The 20,974-nt window shown below is 34.7% G+C and carries 18 protein-coding genes and 1 riboswitch; of the genes, 13 read left to right on the top strand and 5 right to left on the bottom strand.

Annotated elements, in window-relative coordinates:
• Positions 1-43: 43 nt before the first annotated feature.
• From I5776_RS18850 to I5776_RS18825, 6 genes are all read left to right on the top strand, one after another.
• Positions 44-658 carry a hypothetical protein gene (locus tag I5776_RS18850; protein ID WP_202778069.1) on the top strand — a complete coding sequence of 205 codons (615 nt, stop codon included), beginning with the start codon at positions 44-46 and terminating at the stop codon, positions 656-658.
• 22 nt (positions 659-680) lie between these two features.
• Positions 681-1,214 carry a hypothetical protein gene (locus I5776_RS18845; protein WP_202778068.1) on the top strand — a complete coding sequence of 178 codons (534 nt, stop codon included), beginning with the start codon at positions 681-683 and terminating at the stop codon, positions 1,212-1,214.
• A gap of 281 nt (positions 1,215-1,495) precedes the next feature.
• The gene (locus I5776_RS18840; RefSeq protein WP_202778067.1) at positions 1,496-1,825 is read left to right on the top strand and encodes an Fpg/Nei family DNA glycosylase; all 330 of its coding nucleotides are present in this window, start codon (positions 1,496-1,498) and stop codon (positions 1,823-1,825) included.
• A gap of 495 nt (positions 1,826-2,320) precedes the next feature.
• Positions 2,321-2,467 carry a transposase gene (locus I5776_RS18835; protein ID WP_202778066.1) on the top strand — a complete coding sequence of 49 codons (147 nt, stop codon included), beginning with the start codon at positions 2,321-2,323 and terminating at the stop codon, positions 2,465-2,467.
• Between the two features lie 654 nt (positions 2,468-3,121).
• Positions 3,122-3,985 carry an Hsp33 family molecular chaperone HslO gene (locus I5776_RS18830; RefSeq protein ID WP_202778065.1) on the top strand — a complete coding sequence of 288 codons (864 nt, stop codon included), beginning with the start codon at positions 3,122-3,124 and terminating at the stop codon, positions 3,983-3,985.
• A gap of 36 nt (positions 3,986-4,021) precedes the next feature.
• Positions 4,022-4,753 (top strand): MerR family transcriptional regulator, encoded by a 732-nt coding sequence (locus tag I5776_RS18825; RefSeq protein WP_202778064.1) that lies wholly within the window; start codon positions 4,022-4,024, stop codon positions 4,751-4,753.
• Positions 4,754-4,908: 155 nt separating this feature from the next.
• Here the strand turns inward: I5776_RS18825 and I5776_RS18820 are convergent.
• A protein-coding gene (locus tag I5776_RS18820) for an IS3 family transposase (RefSeq protein WP_246483841.1) occupies positions 4,909-6,239 on the bottom strand; the annotation gives its coding sequence in 2 pieces (ribosomal slippage) (positions 4,909-5,867 and positions 5,867-6,239; 1,332 coding nt in all).
• A gap of 116 nt (positions 6,240-6,355) precedes the next feature.
• A complete protein-coding gene (locus I5776_RS18815) occupies positions 6,356-7,261 on the bottom strand; it encodes a TIGR01777 family oxidoreductase (RefSeq protein WP_202778063.1) in 906 nt (301 codons plus the stop codon).
• A 281-nt stretch (positions 7,262-7,542) separates the two neighbouring features.
• Here I5776_RS18815 and I5776_RS18810 point away from each other — a divergent pair, with 281 nt between their 5' ends.
• A complete protein-coding gene (locus tag I5776_RS18810; protein WP_246483840.1) occupies positions 7,543-9,624 on the top strand; it encodes a DUF4179 domain-containing protein in 2,082 nt (693 codons plus the stop codon).
• A gap of 141 nt (positions 9,625-9,765) precedes the next feature.
• Here the strand turns inward: I5776_RS18810 and I5776_RS21840 are convergent, their stop codons facing one another.
• A complete protein-coding gene (locus I5776_RS21840; protein WP_425490391.1) occupies positions 9,766-9,843 on the bottom strand; it encodes a hypothetical protein in 78 nt (25 codons plus the stop codon).
• Positions 9,828-9,989 carry a hypothetical protein gene (locus tag I5776_RS18805; RefSeq protein ID WP_425490298.1) on the bottom strand — a complete coding sequence of 54 codons (162 nt, stop codon included), beginning with the start codon at positions 9,987-9,989 and terminating at the stop codon, positions 9,828-9,830. Before I5776_RS18805 ends, I5776_RS21840 begins: the two co-directional genes overlap by 16 nt.
• Before the next feature lie 606 nt (positions 9,990-10,595).
• Positions 10,596-10,680: riboswitch (cyclic di-GMP riboswitch) on the top strand.
• 223 nt (positions 10,681-10,903) lie between these two features.
• Between I5776_RS18805 and I5776_RS18800 the strand changes: the two genes are divergently transcribed.
• From I5776_RS18800 to I5776_RS18775, 6 genes are all read left to right on the top strand, one after another.
• Positions 10,904-12,664, top strand: a complete 1,761-nt coding sequence (locus I5776_RS18800; RefSeq protein WP_202778061.1) for a methyl-accepting chemotaxis protein — start codon at positions 10,904-10,906, stop codon at positions 12,662-12,664.
• Positions 12,665-12,760: 96 nt separating this feature from the next.
• The gene (locus tag I5776_RS18795) at positions 12,761-16,351 is read left to right on the top strand and encodes a non-ribosomal peptide synthetase (RefSeq protein ID WP_202778060.1); all 3,591 of its coding nucleotides are present in this window, start codon (positions 12,761-12,763) and stop codon (positions 16,349-16,351) included.
• Between the two features lie 11 nt (positions 16,352-16,362).
• On the top strand, positions 16,363-17,031 hold the full coding sequence (locus I5776_RS18790) for a 4'-phosphopantetheinyl transferase family protein (RefSeq protein WP_202778059.1): 669 nt from the start codon (positions 16,363-16,365) through the stop codon (positions 17,029-17,031).
• 275 nt (positions 17,032-17,306) lie between these two features.
• Positions 17,307-17,807 (top strand): YehS family protein, encoded by a 501-nt coding sequence (locus tag I5776_RS18785; protein ID WP_202778058.1) that lies wholly within the window; start codon positions 17,307-17,309, stop codon positions 17,805-17,807.
• A 557-nt stretch (positions 17,808-18,364) separates the two neighbouring features.
• The gene (locus I5776_RS18780) at positions 18,365-18,649 is read left to right on the top strand and encodes a transposase (RefSeq protein ID WP_202778057.1); all 285 of its coding nucleotides are present in this window, start codon (positions 18,365-18,367) and stop codon (positions 18,647-18,649) included.
• Positions 18,649-19,536: an IS3 family transposase gene (locus I5776_RS18775; protein ID WP_202780864.1), complete on the top strand. Its 888-nt coding sequence runs from the start codon at positions 18,649-18,651 to the stop codon at positions 19,534-19,536. The genes I5776_RS18780 and I5776_RS18775 overlap by 1 nt, the downstream gene beginning before the upstream one ends.
• Before the next feature lie 432 nt (positions 19,537-19,968).
• Here I5776_RS18775 and I5776_RS18770 read toward each other — a convergent pair whose 3' ends face one another.
• Positions 19,969-20,919: a helix-turn-helix domain-containing protein gene (locus tag I5776_RS18770; protein ID WP_202778056.1), complete on the bottom strand. Its 951-nt coding sequence runs from the start codon at positions 20,917-20,919 to the stop codon at positions 19,969-19,971.
• Between the last annotated feature and the right edge of the window lie 55 nt (positions 20,920-20,974).

Here is a 20,974-nt window from a genome sequence, read left to right as displayed (position 1 = left end):
AATCCCTATCGCTCTTCCAATAAAACTTGCTAAATTTCGAGGGATGACAGTCCCTGAAATCAATGTAAAGGAGAAAGAAGAATCGATGGCTATCAAATATCAACAGTGTCCAAAATATGGGTCCAAAAATACTATGAAAATATTATATGGTATGCCCACCCAAGAGGCATTTCACAAGGCAGAAGCGGGAGAAATTAAACTTGGAGGATGCTGCATTATTGTTGGTGGACCGGAGTACTCCTGCAAAGATTGCGAGCATGAGTGGAATAAGGAGGAAGCTCTTGAAGCTTCTTATGATAAAATTAAGGGACTAAAGGCTTCGGTTGGGGGTTACTTCGAAGGCTATTACAATATTGAAGTTAATCTATCTCCATTACTAGTTTCATGGAGCCATTGGGTTGGTGGAGGAGAAGAATCGATTCAAAAAACACTATATCCCACAACAGCAAAGAAATTTATTGAAGAATTGAAGATAGTTAACTTACTTAATTGGAAGGCAAAGTACATAGAACCTGGTGTTCTTGATGGTACCCTATGGAGTGTGGAGATCATAAGAGAAGGACGAAATATAAGCAAGCAAGGAGATAACAAGTTTCCAGATGAATGGGATGCTTTTTGCAAACTAATCAGGAAAATTACCGGAAAGAATTTTTCATAAATCCAAGAGGGGAAAGATTCAAGTGGAATTTATAACAAGCTGGTTTGACCAATTAGATCGTTTTCTTAAAGAAAATTTGTATAACTTCTCATGTAATGAGTATTCAGAAGTATATCAGTCTTTTCTTAAGGTTCATTATGATCGTTGTGGAACTTCGGAAAATCTTACAGGGTTTAGCGAATATTTGACCAATCGACTATTCTTCTTTTTACTCGAGGAACAAAAAGAGTTTGCTTTAAGTCCTGTAGAGCCTGTGAACGGAATTCAAGGTCATAACGTCCCTGATCTTCTTATTTATAAGGGAACGGAAATCTGTGCATTAATCTCTGTTAAAGCTGTTAAAAAAATGAAGAATCCAAACGTTGTGGAAGATTTAAGGCGAATTGATAACGTTAGGCATAATGGCTTTAAGTCGTTGATGATAAATTATCTGTCTCATGATTCTCTATATCCTAAAACCATTTATAAACATCAGAGAGATGACCATAAACTTCTATTCATGGATAATAATTCAAAAAAATTAGTAGATGAGGTTCATTCTTTTTTATTCAAATAAAAGAGAGTTTTATAGAAAATAAGTAGTAACGTTATTGCGGAGGAAACATACGAAAACACTAATTAGTTGAACCAAACCGCATTTAGATTGGACTCTTTTTATTTCCATTAACCCAGTAGTGGTCAAAATTTTTAAAGCACCATTCTGGAGCAAGAAATGTTATGCTCTACAATTTAATTTCTTTGTTAAAGAAAAATGAATGGTACGATTCTTTTGTAATTTGACTTTACGTACCTTTCAGAGCATTACTAGACATCAATAAAAGGGTGGAGGTAATGCAAATGACCGATGATCAAAAAGACAAGATTATAGAATTGCGTAAAATAGGTATTGGGTATCGAAGCATCGCGGCTGCTTTGGATTTATCCAGAGATAAGGTAAGAAACTTTTGTAAGGCACAAGGGCTTGATGGGTATGGTGCTGAACTTAAAAAGAAAAAAGAGGACGATATTTATTCGAAAGAATTTTGTAAGAATTGCGGTACTCGAATAAATGAAAAACCCACGGGGGGACGCCCAAAGGTTTACTGCTCCCAGAAGTGTAAAAGAAAATGGGAGGAAACCCATCCAACTATGTATCAATGTGTGCTACTATTGTGGAATCGAATTTGAATCTAGGAAATCCAAAGCAAACTTCTGTTCTACCAAATGTTATATAAGAGATAGATTTTGGAGAAAAGAAGACGTTGAAGAAGTAGTAAGATGTTTAGAAAAAGGTACGCCCATACAAAATGCACCAGGTTGGATTAAAAATCTAATTATGGGTTTAGAAGATAAAGAGATTGATGGAATGTAATTTGGTTTTGCTAAGAGTATAACCCTTTAGCAAAACTTACCCCACGGGGTCTAAAGCTTTGTCTAAAGGGGTAAATTATCATGCGAAAGGGGTAAAAATAGATAAATTCACCCCCTAGAGAAATTTCTTTTGCGTAATTGTATAAGAAATAAGTCCTCACGCATGTGGAGTGCGTGGGGCAACTCATTTTAAAAGTGTAAAACATAAATTAGCGTATGTTAAACTAACCTCAATTTTTGTTAATACTCCATTACAATGAGCTACACCTCCAATTGTTAGACACCATCTAACAATTGGAGGTGTAGTTTTTTATGGATAAATTTAATTCAGAAGATAAATTACACGCAGTTAAACGATATTTAAATAAAAATGAAAGTTATCATGAAATAGCTAACTCTTTAGGAACCGATAATAAAGCAATTTTAAAGCAGATGCAGTTCCGCCGGGGTATATTGTAAGATTGGCCGCCTTATTGAGGAAGCTATGTGCCACATTTAGTCTTTTATTGAAATTTGCGATTTTATAGGTATTAATGGGTTATATTGAAGCATAGTATAGGTAAATGTTTCTGGGATGATTAAGATGAATATTGAGAGATGGATTCTTATAGGGTTCTCGTTAATTTGCATTATAGCACTTATAAAATTGGTACCAAGAGAGAAAGTGAGGGATGCATGCGTTTTATTTCTGTTTCTGTTTGATGGCATAAAAAAACACACCCTATAGGTGTCTTCTTCTTCTGATATCGTTAGAGTGATAAATTTTTCATCTAATATAAAGGTTGTTGTTGGTGACACGGAGGGAAAGGATTTATATCTTGAATCATGCGATAATCGTAATGTTTTAACGCAAATTGTGACTAGTAAAGATATCCATAACATATGGGTATTCAGATAAGAAATAATCTTGGTCATTAAAATATATATTTGTTAATCAGACCCTGATTTCGTAAAATAATTCTTTTGCGAATTCGGGGTTCTTTTTATGGGAACTCATATATTTTCTAATATAGTACAAATTACTTCAAGGAAATAACTTTATCCTTGAACCTTACGTAAGGTAATGTTTTATAGTGGGCTTAACAGAAAAAATGATTGAAAGGAAACATTACCATGCAAAATTTGATTATTAAGACACTCATATATGACAAACAAGTTCGTTTGTATTTTGTTGATAATACTAAATTGATAAATACCATTATTAGCCTAAATAATGAAACAAATAAATTGCAAAAGCTCTTATTAGGAAAAACAATATCAGTAGTGAGTTTAATGTCTGGAATCTTAAAAGGAGATCATCGTGTAAGTCTTCAGATTACAATGAGCAATCCAAAATATAAGGTTTTTGCTGATGCAGATGCTAAAGGAAATATTAGGGGCTATCTTAATGAGGGATTAAGAAATGCTTCTTCGGAGTTTATTAGTAATGTATCACTCGAACAGCTAATCGGTGACAAAGGAAATATTCGAGTTATTAAAGGATCCGCCATGAATCAGTTTACTGGGATCACAGACATGCCTTACCAAAATATTGTTGATGATATTTCACATTATTTTATACAAAGTGAACAAACTCAAACTTTTTTAGGAACCAATTTTGGGCAAAATCTTGAGGGTGGTTTATTATTTAGTAATGCAATATTTGTACAATTACTCCCCGGTGCTCCACATCATCTGATTGATGTAATAAAACATATCTTTCTTACAAATAGGGACTTTTTTAACGATTTAGGAAAAAACAAGAACAATATTGAAGAAAAGTTATCTGAGCTTTTTGAGGATGTGAAAATAATTGGGTGCAGTCCTGTTCAATTTTTCTGCGGTTGCTCAAAAGAAATGTTCTATGGAATGCTCTATGCTTTAAATAAGGGTGAGTTAAGGCAAGCAATAAGCAAAAAAGAATCAATTGAAACAGGATGTCAAATCTGTGGGAGAACATATAGTTTTCATCCAGATGAACTTCAAGCACTTATTTGAGGAAGAATTTATTTTTAAGAAAAGGAACTGATTAGGATGAAAGAGTATTGGAAAGTAGGAGAACTTGCAGAATTGACGGGTTTAACGATAAGAACGTTGAGATATTATGATCAAATTCAGTTGTTTTCTCCATCCAAGTATACCGAGTCGGGGCATCGGCTCTACACGAAATCAGATTTAACAAATCTGCAGCAAATCTTATCTTTAAAACAAATGGGATTGTCTTTAGATAATATAAAGAAAGTTATAAAGAATAAAAATGAAAATTCTGCTGCAAACATCATTGAAACTCAAATTGAACGTGTAAAAAGGGATATACAAATTCAACAAAATTTATTAAGAGAATTAGAAATCACTTTAGAATTCATTCGAAATAAAAAAATGTTGCCTTTCGACGAAATAACAGAGCTGTTGGGAGCCATGAAATTGTACCAAGAAAAATATTTTACAAAAGACCAATTAGATCGTATTAGGGATTTTTATAACAAGGTTGATAAAGAGAAACTAAAAAATGTAGAGAAAAAGTTTGTGGAGATTTTAGAAGAAATCCGTTCGGAAAAAGACAAGGGCACTCCACCTTCGGATGAAAAAGTGAGAAATTTATCGGAGGAATGGAGAAGGAACCTGCATTCAATAACTATAAATGATACCAATATACGGAAACAGGCAGGAAAATTCCATCAGGAAAATCCCGACAATAACTTGCAATATGGGTTAGACAGCGAAATCTATCAATATATACAGGAAGCGTTAAAGATGACCAAATAGAAATGAATTGTAAGTCGTTAGAATTGAAAACCCAGCAGCACCCTATGTGTTGGCGCATACTCAGCACAATTCGAGTGCGATGCAAAATTATTACTTAAAAAAAAGATCAAGTCTATTTAAAGTGTACCCTTTGTAAAGGACATTTTAAAAAAGACCTAGGCAGTTTTAAGAAGATGATCTCTGTATTGAACAGGGGTCATCTTTTTTAAATTCCATTGATATCTATAGTGATTGTAATAAATCATGTATTGTTTTATTTCTTTTCTTATTTCATCAAAAGTTGTACATGCTTTAATAGAGGCTTCATCTTTAAGATGGCCAAAGAAAGATTCTTGAGGAGCGTTGTCCCAACAGTTTCCTCTTCTTGACATAGATTGGCGTAGACCTAGTTTCTTTACTGCTTTTTGAAATACCGGATGAGTATAATGCACTCCTTGGTCTGAGTGAATTAGGGCATCTTTCGATTTCTTAAAGTTTCTGTTCTTCTCTAGCTTTTTAAGGGTGTCTGTGGCTAAATCAATAGTCATCCGTTCCGACATATGATGGGCTAATAATTCACCCGTTGATCCATCCTTTATGGTTGATAAATAAGCTCTTTTGCCATTACCGTAAAATAAATAAGTAATATCAGTTAGAAGAACTTTGCATGGGATACCTTGCTTAAATTCCCGGTTTAAAAGGTTTGGCACCACTCTATGTTCTTTGGTAGCCTTCATCATTCGTCTATACGGATTTGCCTTTCTGATGGGGCAAAGAATACCGTATTTCTTCATAATTCGTCTAATACGTTTCAAATTGTAGACAACATTAAATTGACCCGCCAAGGTCATTTTGATTTGACGTGCCCCTTTCTTACGGCCTTTAAAATTAAAGGCTTTTAAAATTATCTCCTTTACAACCTCATCCTTTTCATCTTTTTGTTTTCTTTGTTCTTGTGACCTTATCGAGAAGTAATTATAGTACCCACTTCTTGAAACTCCAGCGATTTCACATAGATATTTCACCATATGTTTTAAATGGTATTTTTCAATCACCGCATGAATGAGGACATACTTTTGGCTAGGGGGAAGCTCTATTTCCTCATCCCCCTTTCTGCAAATCGTATCTTTTTTAATAGTTCATTTTCCGCCTTCAGTAAGTTAATTTGTGCTTCTAAGCGAGCATTTTTCTCCTCTAGGGTAAGTTCACTTTTCAGTAACCGCCCTGAGTTTTCTGCCCTAGTGTCGCGCAAACCAATAATCCCATTCTCCTTGTAGGCTTTCTGCCATCTTTTACTCGCCGACTTAACTCTATTCGTCCCCAAAATTTCTACATCAAAACCGCATTGTTCAAATATTTCTCTAGCAAATTTTCCTTTCTCTTTTCCTTCAATAAAAATATGCTTAAATTCATCTGTATAAGTGATCCCCTTTGAACTTACAGATTTAACGTATTTATTGGTTTTTAGCTGCTTGATCTCTTTCTCCGTGAAAGTCTTTTTACTCATAATTTCCCCGTCTCCAAGTTAATTCTCTAGTTGTATTTATTAATTATACAAAAAAGCACCCTATAGGTAGACTTTTTTATGTGTCTACTCTATAGGGTACATTTTACCTTTTTTCCCTACTTTTTTGTTAGCAGATCTTCCAAAGCTGAGTTGAGTGAAGGGAACATGAATGTAAATCCTTCTTTCATTAATACTTGCGGTATAACTTGTTGTCCTTTAAGAACAAGGTTACTTTTTTGACCAAGGGCTAATTTCATTACAAATGAAGGAACGGGTAACCAATGGGGTTTATGTAAAACGGAACCGATTGTTTTACCAAAATCCTTCATCCGTATTGGAGATGGTGATGTCACGTTGACAGGGCCATGTATTTTATCATTTTCAATGACAAATAGGATGGACCGTACTACATCTGCTATATGGACCCATGACACCCATTGTTTACCTGAACCGATAGTGCCGCCCGCAAATAATTTATATGGCAACGACATAAGAGGAAATGCCCCGCCTTCATTTCCAAGCACAACACCGAATCTCATAAAGACGGTACGAATTGAATATGTTTCTACTTGCTTTGCTTTGTTTTCCCAATCATGTACAGTCTTACCTAGAAAATCATTTGCTGTTTCTATAGATTCTTCCGTATATACGGCATCTAATGATGATGGGTAAATACCGATTGCACTTGCATTAATTAGTGCCGAAGGCTTTTGTGGTAAAGCTGATATGATTTTCAATAATTCATCAGTTGCTCTCATTCGACTATCATAAATTTGCTTCTGATGGTTTAAATTCCATCTGCCATCGTTAATTGAAACACCTGCTAAATTAATAAATACATCGGCATTCCCTAATTGACTTTCTGGAGTAGTACCTTCCTCAAGCCACTTTAAATATGATATATTTCCCGTAGATGTTTTTTCCTTCCTAGTTAAGATAATAATTTCATGCCCATCATCAATTAATGCGTTCGTCAATTTTTGTCCAATAAATCCTGAACCACCAGCTATAACGATCTTCATTTTTTTCCCTCCATTATAAATTAGTAAAGTTGGAGAAAATATCTTTATTATTTCTATACCCTTCAATCAATTATGCTTTATTTACCTAAATCATGTACAATAAAAAGAGGGATAAAATTGTTTTTTTAGTAAACAACTGGATGTGGGGTAAATTTTTACGGAAAGCATCTAAGAATAAAAGACAGAATAATGGTAACCTTTTTAAAAGATAGAATGATAGAGTAGATTAAAATATAAATATCATTAGGTTTAATGAGACAATTCAAGGGGGGAATGCGTTGATGATTCCAACAAAAATAGAGCCCGCTTTAATTACTACTAAAAGAGAAAAGGGCATGGAATCCATCATCGATTGGTTCGATCTGCACAAACAGTCGTTCTATATTTTGGGGTGGTCCTATCTTAGGAATCAGAAGCAAATGGGGGAGCTTTTTTACCGGACCATTATAAAAGTTCTCAAAGAGTTACCACAATTAAAAAAAGAAACATCATTTGAAACGAGTGTTACATCTATTTTTATACAAACCTGCCGGGAGCTTTCAACAGATAGAAGTTTACAAGCTGTAGAGGAAGGTTCACCGCAGCAGGAATTATTTAATGCACTCCATCAGTTGAAGGAGAATGAGAGGGAGGCACTCGTTCTTACCTATTTAATAGGGCACACTCATGAGGAAGTATCACATCTTCTCCAAGTTTCAATAGAAAAGTTGAAAGAGTTATTGTTTTTCGGAATCCAGTCACTTAGAAAAGGAGTGGGTTATGAGCAATCCTTTAATGGATGTAATGACTACCATAGGTATTACATTGATTACTTAGAAAAAAATCTTGATCGAGCAAAAAAGATTGATTTTGAGGTACATATGCATAATTGCCAAGATTGTCAGGAGGATCTGGCGTCCTTTCAGAGGGTCATGGTAACTATTTTAAACTCTAAAAGGATCATTGAAGACTTACATGTTCCTTCTGATTTCATGGAAAACGTCAAAGCTAGGTTGTTAGAAAAGGAAAAGATCAGAGAATTAAAGAACAATAAACGAAAAAAAATTGGGATTGCTATTGCAAGTTTTTTCGCATTACTAATCGGTATCGGGATATTTACCGGCTCATTTACTAACCTCTACTATACATGGACAGAAGAAGATCAGGAATTGCGTACCTTCCTGCAAAAAGGCTTGGGTGAAAGGCTGAACTTGGAAGCTGAGAGTAATGGGATAAAAATTAAGATTAAAAGCGCGATTGCTGATGATATTCAGACACTTGTTTTTTATGAAATAGTAGATACAAGGGAAGATGGTCAATTCTTTATAGACTTTGGTGAAGGGGTTTCTGTCGAGAACGAAATTGAAACGAATACCGAAGCAAATATGAGATTTTATCCTCCTGACCTAAAATCGGATTTAAACAATAAAGAAAAGAACGTGTATCACGGAAAGATTAGTCTTCAGCCACTACTAAAAGATAAAGGGACTATCAAACTTACAATCACAAAGCTTCTAAAATTAGTTCGTAATTCCTCAGATAAGAATAGTTTATGGGGTTTCGAGGACATGGAAGAAGCGGAAACAGGGAAGTGGAACTTCGAGATCCCTGTAACAAAAAGGCCGTCCATCGAATATACATTGCGCGGTGAAACAGTGGTCGAGGGGATTCCAGTTCGCTTTGACAAGCTAACCATTGCCCCAACAACGACGGTTTTAGATTATGCTGTTAATAATAAACGGACAGATAAACGGGTTGAGTTTCTTAATCTCGATAATCTAGAAGTGAATAATAAAAAAGTGAAAGTTGACTTATATGGGGCTTCTTTTTTAGATCAAAACACTGATTGGAGTACTTTTCAGGCAAACTTTGACCCTCTTTTTGGAGAAAAGCCAAAAGAGGTAAACGCTCAATTCAATTCTGCCCAATTATCATTTAAAGATGAAAAAACTATTGAATTGGATGCTTCTAAAGAATATCCTCAAACCTTTGAATATGCAGGAAGTAAAATTTCCATCGACAAGGTGAAAGTTGGACAACCTACTGAGGTTGTCGTAAGCAATTCCGAAATTAAGAATCGTGCATATGAGTCGCTCGATTTGGAAATCTTCGGTGATGATAAAAATGATCTGAGTTCAATAGAAAATGAGAATCAAGGAGTGCTAGTCGATAAAAACGGGAATGAATACGATATGAATGAAAATCCTGTCGCATATGAAATGGTCGAGCAGCCGCGTTATTTCGAAACTGTTTATAAAATGACGTTACGCACTGACAATGCAAAAGAAAAAGTGATTCCCAAAAGACTGGTTATTCACGGATATAATACAATGAAATATATGGATGATGTTGTGAAGGTTTCTGTGAAGCATAAAATGAAATAATCATCCCAGCCTAGTGTCAAAACTGGGCTTTTTCCATTTGTTAAGCCAGTTCAACTTAGATTAATGACGAAAACGCAGTATGTTTCATGTGGGGTTGGGTGATCCAAAGAATTCAGATAGGATACGGCCTGTTTAAGGTTATTAAGGAATAATTGTGGCGAGGGGAGTTCGTTTGTTAGCGTTGTAGAAAGCATGATTTCTAGCTATAGATTCAAACAAAGCAGCAGCTTTTTCATAAATAGTTGGTTACCAGAGATTGTTTGCCTGGGGCGATTTATAGCTGAATCAAGAAGACCTGGATCATTTACACCAACTTGCTCTAATGGGGAGTATAGACGAATTTGTACAATATTGATGTAGCACAAAAAAGATAGACACCTTCATATTGATAACGGGTTCACTTGTAAGTCGCAAAACGGTAAATCACATAAACTTCACTGTTTAATTCACAGTCAAAAAGACTTAGAGATGTAAATATCTCTAAGCCTTTTTTTTACAAAATCACAAATGCATTAGATGCTAAAGCGAGTTTGATAAATAAGCGGAGAAAGTTCCCTTAATTAGCATAATAGCACTGAAATTAGCTAAAATAGACGGAAGTTTTCCGACTATTGACTCGCAAGACATGAAAATGTGTAATTTTGCTTTGCTTAATCGGAAAATTTCCGCTTATATCCCCTAAACAAAGCATATTTCTGCAGTATAACCGGAGATTCTCCGCTTATTTCTTACGATTAGTCAATAATGGTTTGCACAAAAAATTCACATTTTCAAAGTAATTCCTTATTTATTATTCACATATAACATTTTACCCTGTATAATATTTTGATATGGGTAAAACGTTCTAATCAAACTTCTTTTGTTTGAGTAAATTATCCTATCGTATCAATAGTGATTTAGTTCTATTCATTAATCCTATCTTTAAATTACAAACGAGATTTCTCGCTAATACAATTTCATAGAATAATACCTTTTGATAAGGGCAAACTTATTGAAAAATAAGGACGCAAAGCTACGGATCTAAGGCTTTTAAGCTAGGACCGCCGGGTTACCAAGAAGGATTGGAATTTTGAAATGAGTTTATATGTACAGCTATGGCTTTATTTAACTTCATTTATTAAAAGCTCACCAATCTTAATTGGTGAGCTTTTTTGTCTGTGTATCACCTTTTTTAAACTTCAATAGTTGAAGGAAGCGCGAGTTGGTATGGTATTAGCTTAAGATTAGTGATTAGGCTATAAGCCGAAAAGGTTAAAAAATAATGAAAGGAATGTTTATTTTGAAGAAATTCTTTAGTTTTGCAAATGTATCATACAAGGCGCGATTTACGATGGTAAGCGTTATAAGCACATTAGTAGTCGCTATTGTCGTTACAAGCATTAGTTATTTTTCAGACATGAATTTTCTAATGGATAAGTTAACAACCGATTCTACTAACACGGTAAAGGCTTGGTCAAAAGATTTAAATAATGATGATATTTTATCCTTAATGGAAAGTAAGGATGAGAATAGTGAGATTTCGAAAAGTCTTGTCGAACATTTTGATAAATTAGCAAAATATCAACCTGCCGTAGCTCAAGGATATATTTTTGGGACTGAATTGAAAAATGGTACAGATACGAGTGTTGTTTCAGGGCCGACTTTTCTTATGGAGGATTTCAAGAAATCAAATCTTAACATCGGAGATATGTATACACAACCTGATATCATTGCCAAAGCTATTAAGAAAATGAAAGAGACAAAGTCATTAGTCTCTTCCGAACCTTATAAGGATTCTTTTGGAACATGGATTACGGTGTTAAAACCAATCATGAACCCACAAGGTGATGTAGTAGCATATTACGGAGTAGACTTTGAAGCAAAATCTTATATCGATGGTAAACATCATGAAACGTTCATTATTATTAGTATTTTAATAGGATTATTGATTGTAGCATCAGTGATTCAATATTTTATTATGAACAGAGCATTTAGACCTATTCAGGGCATGATGGTAGGGGTCGAAAAGGTATCAAATGGAGATTATTCAATTAAATTAAAAGAGACGAAAGGTGAGTTCGGTCAATTAGCAGTTAAATTTAATGTGATGGTTGAAACGGTTGGAAATCTCTTGAATTCGGTGAAATCTGCATCAAGTGAGACGACAGATCATGCGAATACTCTTTACTCATCAGTGGAAGAGTCAGGAAAGACAATTGAACAGATAACAAGTGAAATTACCGAAATGTCCTCACGTTTTAATACTCAGACGGAGGCAACAGATGAAGTTCTCCAATCATTACAAGAATTAGCTACTGGTGTTGATTCAGTTGCACGTAATTCAACAGATGTTAGTGAGCTTTCCGTTAAAACGGAAGAGCAAGCTCAAATAGGGAATGAATCAGTCAACAAAGTGAAAGAGCAAATGGCCTATATCAGTAGTTCAACAAAAAATTCGGAAGAAAGCATTTTAGCTTTGAAAACACGCTCAGATGAAATCAGTAAGATTGTTCAGTTAATAACCGACGTCGCAGACCAAACTAACTTATTAGCTTTAAATGCTGCTATTGAAGCAGCAAGGGCAGGAGAACAAGGAAAGGGATTCGCAGTAGTAGCTGATGAAGTAAGGAAACTTGCAGAGCAGTCAAGGGAATCGGCTAAGCAGATTGAAGAACTAATTTCCGGTATTCAAATTGAAACAGGGAAAGCAGTTGAATCCATTCAAAGTGAAGCAAAATTTGTTGATGAAGGGGTTAAATTGGTAGAAGAAACGGAGAAAGTTTTCTCTGAAATCTTGCATTCTGCTGGTAAGGTAGCTGTTCGTATACAAGAAGTATCGGCGGCAACACAACAAATTGCTGCAGGGAACCAACAAGTAACATCTACTTTTGAACAGTTATCGGTAATCGCAAATAAAAATAATGAAACAGTAGAGACGATATCGGAAAATATTCAGGAACAAGAAGCAACTTTTAAAACAATCATCCAATCAGCTAAAGATATGAGCCAAGTGGCAGAAGGTTTAGATAGTGTTGTATCAACTTTAAAGGCTGATAGATAGGTATAAATGTGAATGGTCAGGTGTTCGTGATGAAAATCTTGAACACCTGATAGATCTTTATTAATCTACATTTAATAATTGAAGGATAGAGGGATTATGACAAAACAGATCAATAGTAAAGAAAATATCAGTGAAATGATTAATACGTTAAATTTTCCAGTAAAACAAGAACTGAAATCAACTTCCAATAAATATAAAACCTCCATAAAAAAATTACCCTATACAGATAATGTTTTGCTTGTAACAGCTTTTATTTCATGGATTCATCGCATGACAAATGAAGAGACGGTTTCTTTAGATATACATAGGAATGGTAAGTTTTACCCATTGGAAATCTCTTTCTCTAAGGAGACTACAGTTAAAACAGTAGCATCTATGGTACAAAAAGCTCTTTTGAAAGGCGGAGTAGAGGCTAGTACAACCCATATTATATTCACAGATAAGCAAATCGATGACGTGGAAGATATTGTATTTCAGTTGGTTGTAGAAGGGGATAAATTCTATTTTGCTGGAGCAGAGAAAATAATTAATGCCAATTTTGAGCAACGCTACTTATCTAGTTTCAATATTCTAGCACTTGACCTTACTTACAATAAAGAAAAGGCTGTGCTTGATTTAGAAATTTTAACACCCGAAGAATTAGTACTATGGAAAAGCATCAATAATAATAAAAAGGACTTTCCAAAAGGGGAAACCTTACACAGTATCTTCTCTAAAACGGTTAGAAATTACCCTGAGAAATATGCACTTTCCAATGAATTTAATAAAATCACTTTCCGAGAATTAGAGAATTACTCCAATCAAGTCGCAAACTATTTAGTAACGAATGGGGTCAAAATAGGGGATTATATCGCAGTTTATATGGAAAGAAGCATTGAGGCCATTGTTGGGATGTTAGGGGTCATGAAGGCAGGAGCGGTGTATGTGCCGCTAAGCCCGGACAACCCAAACGAGCGAAATGCGTATATTATGAAGGATGCGAATACAAAAGTCGTTCTTACAAATAGTGAAAGTATGCATCTCATTGATGGCGTAGTGCCTGAGGATGCACAAATAATGAACATTGAAAATATTGCTGGTCCATCAACACCTGTTCTTGTAGATGTGAAAGCGACAGATATTGCTTATATTATTTATACCTCCGGGTCAACGGGGAAGCCAAAAGGGGTTAAAATTCCTCATAAAAGTATTATCACATTTGGCTACTCCGAATTAGAAATCTACGATATTACGAGTGAAGATACGTTAACACAATTTTATACATTAACTTTCGATGCATCGTTACTGGAGCTTTGCCCGATGATTTTCACTGGTGCATGTTTATATATGCTTTCAAAGGAAGAACGGTTAGATGTAAGTCTATTTGCAGATGCCATTAAGCGCGAAAATATCACGTCAGCCATGATGTTACCGATGAGTGCATTGAAGCAGTTCTCCTTATATGCAACAGAAAAAGATGTAGAAGCTTTTCGTAACTTAAAATATTTTGGTGTCGGAGGAGAAGCTTTAACAGCAGAAACCGCTCGTTTATTCCAAAATCGTTTTGGAAGCATTCCATTAATTAATGTGTATGGGCCGACAGAATGTTCCGTACTCTCTACCACTTATACTGTGACAGATAAGGTACCAGAAGACTTAGTCAATATACCAATCGGAAAACCATTGAAGAATTATTCCGTTTATATCGTAAATGAAAAGGATCATTTAAATCCAATTGGTGTACCGGGTGAATTGCTTATTGAAACCGAAGGTCTATCTGATGGGTATCTAAATTTACCAGAAAAAACGTCAGAAGTATTCGTGAAAACCGATTTATCTGATCATTTAGTATACCGTTCCGGAGATATTGTGAAACTTTTAGATGACGGGAATATTGAATTTGTTGGTCGGAAAGATTCACAAGTGAAAATTCGTGGTTATCGTGTCGAAATGGGCGAAATTGAAGATAAGCTATTACAAGTAGATTTCATCGAAGACGGCGCCATTGTAGCAACAGATGTTAACGGCGATAAAATGCTGGTGGCATACTATAAACAAAAAGATAATGTGATTGGATCGCCAAAAGCGGTGTTAGACTTTTTAACCGCAAAGGTACCTAAATATATGATTCCTTCTTATATCATAGAGTTAGAGGAACTGCCGCAATTACCAAGCGGAAAGATTAACCGCAAAGAGTTAACCGCACGACCAATCGAGCTGAAATCAAGTTTTGATGAGGATAAAAAAGCGCCTTCAGATAAAGTCGAGGAAAAGTTTGTTGAAGCATGGAAAAGTGTTCTCGGATTATCGTCAGTCGGTGTTGATGAGAACTTCTTTGAAATTGGAGGTCACTCGTTAAAGGTTCTAGCGACGCTATCAATCTTAAAAAAGGATTTTCCAACCTTAAAAATCAATGATTTCTTCACTTATCCAACGATTGAAGCATTAGCTCAAAAGATCAGGCAAGATCAGGTAGTAGAAACTGAAGAAAATGTATTTACTAATTTAAAGGAAACAGATTTATATGAACATCCAAAACGCTTACATACAACTTTGGACTATAAAGCTGTTTCGCAAACAGGAGTACTTCTAACAGGGGTAACCGGCTATCTTGGTTCACATATTTTAATCGATTTAGTAAGAGATACTAATACAACCGTCTTTGCATTGGTAAGAGCAAAAACCAAAGAAGAAGGATTAAAACGTTTAAAATCAACGCTTAGTTACTATGCACCAAAGAATTTTTATATTAACTATAACTTAAAAGATCGAGTGGTTGTTATACCTGGTGACTTTACGAAAGCCGATTTAGGATTATCTGAAGAAGACTATGCAAGGGTCCAAGAGAAAGTCAATTCGATCATCCATTGTGGTGCAGATGTGCGTCACTTTGGAAGTAAAGAGGAATTCACGAAAACAAACGTGGATAGCACGAAGAATTTATTAAAGCTAGCCGAACAATTATGTAATGATCGTTTTCATTATGTGTCGACTTTAGGGATCCCTGAAGACCTCGCAATGGAAGGAAATTGGGATGAGTTCTTGCAGGCTACTAATATAGCAGATGCTCCCGAAATTATGAGCTTATATACTAATAGTAAACTGGAATCAGAGAAGTTGGTCGAGGAATATTATAAAAAAGGATTGCCCGTTACCATTTATCGTCCAGGAAACATTACTTGTCAATATGAGACAGGCTTGTTTCAAATGAACATTAATGATAATGCTGTCTATCGAATGGTCAAAGGATTCATTCTGTTAGGTGTAGCACCGGATGTAGATTATAAGATGGACTTTACTATGGTTGATTTTGCAAGTAAATCGATTACGACGATTGCTATGCTAGATGAATCTATCGGTGGAGTTTACAACATTTGCAATCCATTGAATATCTCTTATAAAGAATTTATTCAAGCAATAAACGACTTTGGTTATGATATAAAATTATTACCTCAACAAGAATATGTAGATTACTTGTACTCAGATCAACCGAAGGATAAGGAAGGCTTAGAGTTAGCAATGGCAGGTCTAGAGGGTGATGGAGCCAAAGATTCGCCACTTGTTTATACTTGCCCTCATACAATGAGTGTGTTGAATGAAAATGGGGTAAAAGTGCCAACTCCAGACAAAGCTTTTGTGTATCGTATGCTAGAGCATGCGATATACGTTGGATATGTCAATCGACCTGCAGTATTAGCCGGGGTATAAGTAATTGTAAAATGCTGTCCCAAAATAATACAATCAGAATTTGTCAAATATCTGCCAGCTTTAACTCCAAAGTCTATGATCAATTATTTCGTTTCATCCATACGATTGAAAAAGATTATTTAATGAAGTACAAAAAATTTGCAGATAGGTACAATTCCTTACTCGCATTATCGTTGGCAAAGAAGTTAACGAATAAGAAGCTTAGTGCGCAATTAAATTTGTTGCACACTGAGCTTGGGCAACCTTTTTTAATGGGGCATCATGAGCATATTTCTATTTCCCATTGTGAAAATACGATTGTAGTTGCTATGTCTACTAATAAAGTAGGAATAGATGTGGAAAAAAAACTATCAACTGTGGGATATAAATTATTTTTAGCCGATGAGGAATATGAACTTCTTAATAATAGTAAAAACAGGGCTGATTTACTAACATCGATATGGACTTTAAAGGAAGCGTATTTAAAATTAAAAGGAAAAGGTTTTTTTATCGATCCTACGAACATTTCTTTCAATAAGATAAAGGAAAGATGGTTTTTAAAAGATGATTTTTGTTCCTTTTTATCAAGAGATTTACCGAATGGTATGAAATTATCAATCGCTTCAGAAGTGGAAAAAAAAATCAACTTTGAAAAAATTACAGAATCTGAACTAATTGAATGGATAAATAACGGATATTAAAAGAAGTAGGTTCCCAAAAAGGGAAAAACCTGCTTCTTTTAATATTGGGGCGGTAATACTCTTCCTTCGGGTAAGTTTTGTTGGTATATTTAATTGATGTTAAATAATACTTTTTTAGTTTTTATGTCAAAATAACAAAAACCGAATTAGTGTACCTGAAAACTCTCCTATTCGATTCTCATTGGGTCTAAATAAGATGCAAGGAATATTTAAAAGGATGAAAAGAATAGATAAACGGAACTTTGTAAAAGCACAAATTATAAGGAGGTCTTTAAATGGATAATAACGATATATTAATTCGATTAAGATACGCGTTGGAATTAAAAAATAAAGAGATGGCAGAGATATTTAAACTTGGTGGCATGGAGTTGTCTGTACCGGAGGTGGTCAAGGTACTCATAAAAACATACGATGATGAGGATTTCGAGAATGAAGATCAAATAAAATGTACGCATAGCATGTTAGATTCATTTTTAAATGGGCTTATTATATACAAAAGAGGAAAACAAGAGCCGAAGCCAGGACAACCTAATCCTCCAGAATCTCCGTTAAAGACTAGTGGAAATGTGAATAATCTACTTTTAAAGAAAGTGAAAATTGCATTGGCTTTAACGACGGAGGATATACTGGATATTTTTAAACAGGCAGGATTAAGGGTATCAAAAGCAGAACTAGGGGCTTTACTAAGAAAAGAAGGACATAAGAATTATAAAGAATGCGGAGATAATTTCGCCAGAAACTTCTTGAAAGGACTAGCTATCAAATACAGAGGATAATGCAAAAAAATTGATTGACTGTTAACAATGAAAATGAGTACAAAAAGCCATTTTATTTTTCATAAAGGCGATTTCGATTACAGTATGAAATACATAACCGGACAATGGGCAATCATCCTTGGTTCTTTATGGCGAAAGTTAAAATAATGCAAACAAAACATTATAAAACACATAGCAAAAGACGCTTGAATTCACAATGCGTTTTTATTGATTTATCAATATTTTGGAGAATTTTAATCGCTTACTGGTTCCCTAATTCACATAGTAAATCACAGGGTATGAAAAAATTATTGAATGGTGTGAAAATTTTTTGTGATTTAGTATGCGGATTATTGCGATTACAATAGATTCAAAGCATCTAAATGAGGTTTACTTGGTTTTTTCGAAACATAAGAAGTCTTATCCTTCATTGAGTAACCAGTGATATTTAAAAATAAGCGGAAATTTCCCGCTTATCCCGCTGGAAAGAGCTCGGTTTTGAGGTTAGTCTAAAAAGTGGACACTGGAAAACGAGATTTAGTTTATAATTGAATCAACATTTAAAAGGACGTGTTCACATGGGGAAGCATCATTCACAAGAATACAAAGAGTATGTTTCAAAGTTAGTTGTGGAGGAAGGCAGAAAAGCAACAGAAGTTGCCTATGAGCTTGAGATCCCTTATAAGACCCTCATTATCTGGGTTAAGGCATACAGGGAGAAATTGAACAGTAAGAAGCCAGATTATATTACACCCAAAGAACTGGAAGATCTTAAGAAACAACACGAAAGGGAAATAGAACAGTTAAGAGAGGAAAATGAAATCCTAAAAAGTATGCACATCTTCACAAAAAGCCAAAAGTAATTTACGCCTTCATTCAAGCCCACTCAGATGAATACGCTGTGTGGAAGATGTGTAAAGTTTTAGAAGTATCAACTAGTGGGTACTACAAGTGGCTAAGGGTCCAGAATAATCCTCTTTCTAAGAAGGAATATTACCGTTTAGAGATCCAACAAAAAATTAGTAGATCTTTTCACGAGAGTTACGGAACCTATGGAAGCCCTAGAGTTCACGATGACCTAATGGAATGGGGGTATAGTATTTCGCAAAAAACAGTGGCACGAATGATGAAGGAAATGGGTTTAAGAGCTACTCCAATAGAAAAGTACGTAGTTACTACAGATTCTAATCATGATTTAACTATTTACCCTAACCTACTTAACCGACAATTTGATGTAGAGGAACCCAATAAGGTTTGGGTAGCTGACATTACATATATTTGGACGTTGGAAGGATGGCTGTACTTATCGTCGATTATGGATTTATTCTCTAGAAAAATTGTAGGGTGGAGTCTTGCCACTCACATGAAAAAGGAGTTAGCCATACAAGCGTTAAATATGGCGATTGTTTCAAGGCAGCCCGAAGAAGGGTTTATTCATCATTCTGATCGCGGCTCTCAATATTGTTCGCATGATTACATTGATATCTTGAAAGAACAGAATGCACAAATAAGCATGAGTAAAAAAGGTGACCCATACGATAACGCCTGCATTGAATCATTCCATGCCACAATCAAAAAAGATTTAATTTACAGAAGACGCTTTAAAACAAGAGAGGAAGCTGTAAAGGCAATAAATTACTATATTAGTAGTTTTTATAATGGAAAAAGAAAACATACCACTTTGGATAATTGTTCTCCTAACCAATTCGAGAAAAAACAGCAACAAAATGAAGTGGAGTATACCTCATAAATTAGCCATTTGGTGTTAGAAATAATCAGTCGTGGTTTTGGACTGATTATTTCTAACACCCCAGCAAACGAAGTGCGGTAGTGTTTTATTAAAAAAGTCTCGATTTTTATTGTCTACTTTCTTGACAGAAGACCAGTTTGGGGTAAATAAGCGGAGATTTTCCTATTAAGCAAAGTAAAATTACCCATTTTTACGTTTTCTGAGTAAATAGTCGGAATTCTTCCGTCTATTTAAGCTTTATTTAATGCTATTTTCTAATTAAGAGGAATTTCTCCGTTTATTTATCGAACTCACTTTAATATCTAATGAATTTGTCCAACATACGGGTGGTTTCAAGAAAAGAAGGAAATTTTAAAAAAGGCCGAGAGATAATTGCATATCTTACTCTTTTTGAGTGTGAAATTTATGTGATTTGCGATTTGACTCGTTCCGCTATTTACCATTTTTGGTGCTGTTTTTTCTTGCTTTTTGATCTTTCTGTAATTTGGAAGTGGGATTGGACTTCTGATAACGTAAGAAATAATTCTTAGCTTTTTCGTTATGTATTTGAAAAATAATCTTATAAAAATGGCATTCTGATACTGGAACGTTATCAATGCTACGTAAGAAACAATCGAACTCTTCCTTGGAAACAAAATAATCTAAATACAGACCAAGCAAAGTCTTGATGAAATAGAATTGGATGAATAAATTAAGATCGTCATTTCCATTCATCAAATTTGAGTAATCACGGAATACCTTTTCCGCTTCGGAAATATTGTTTAGAACGAGAAGGCTTTGGATTCTATTGAAATACAAATCAGCTAATTCTTTTTGATAGACCATATCACTAAAGTTTTTATACTTTGATAATTGTTCTGATATTTTTTTATAAAGATTGGAGGATTCCGTCATTTTTTTCTCTGGTATCGAAAGGAGAACTAACTTTGCTAGTTTAATCTCATTTAATGTCCAAGATTTGGTACTTTCTAAATTCGAAATTATTTCATTCAGGGGATCTCTAGAAAAGTTGTAAAAGTTACTATTAGTAATCAATACTAAAAGATAAGCTTTCGATGCCAAGTAACGAATTTCTCTACTATTGCTCGAGTAATATTCTTGATAAATACTAAACAATTCCTCAAATTTACCTTGTTTGTAGTAATCATCTATCTTTTTTTCTAATTCCTGAGTATCAGATAAATCCATCTGGTTATGGAAGTAAAAGAATTCTTCAAAAGAGATATTTAAGTTTTTGAGAAGTCCTTGAAATTTATCCACACTAACGGAGTATTTATCCGCTTCAACATCACTATAAAACGATTTTGACACTACACCAGTATAGACCTCTTTTTGCGTCAGCCCCTTTTGTTTTCTTATATTCTTCAATGTCGCGCCATACATAATTTCTCCCTCCTTAATTCCTGTATACAGGAATTTTAGCAAATAAATGCTTTAA

Origin of the sequence: Heyndrickxia vini, from assembly GCF_016772275.1 — a bacterium.
Lineage (GTDB): Bacteria > Bacillota > Bacilli > Bacillales > Bacillaceae_C > Heyndrickxia > Heyndrickxia vini.
Note: the sequence above shows the minus strand (reverse complement) of the source record. Positions and strands in the feature narration are given on the sequence as shown.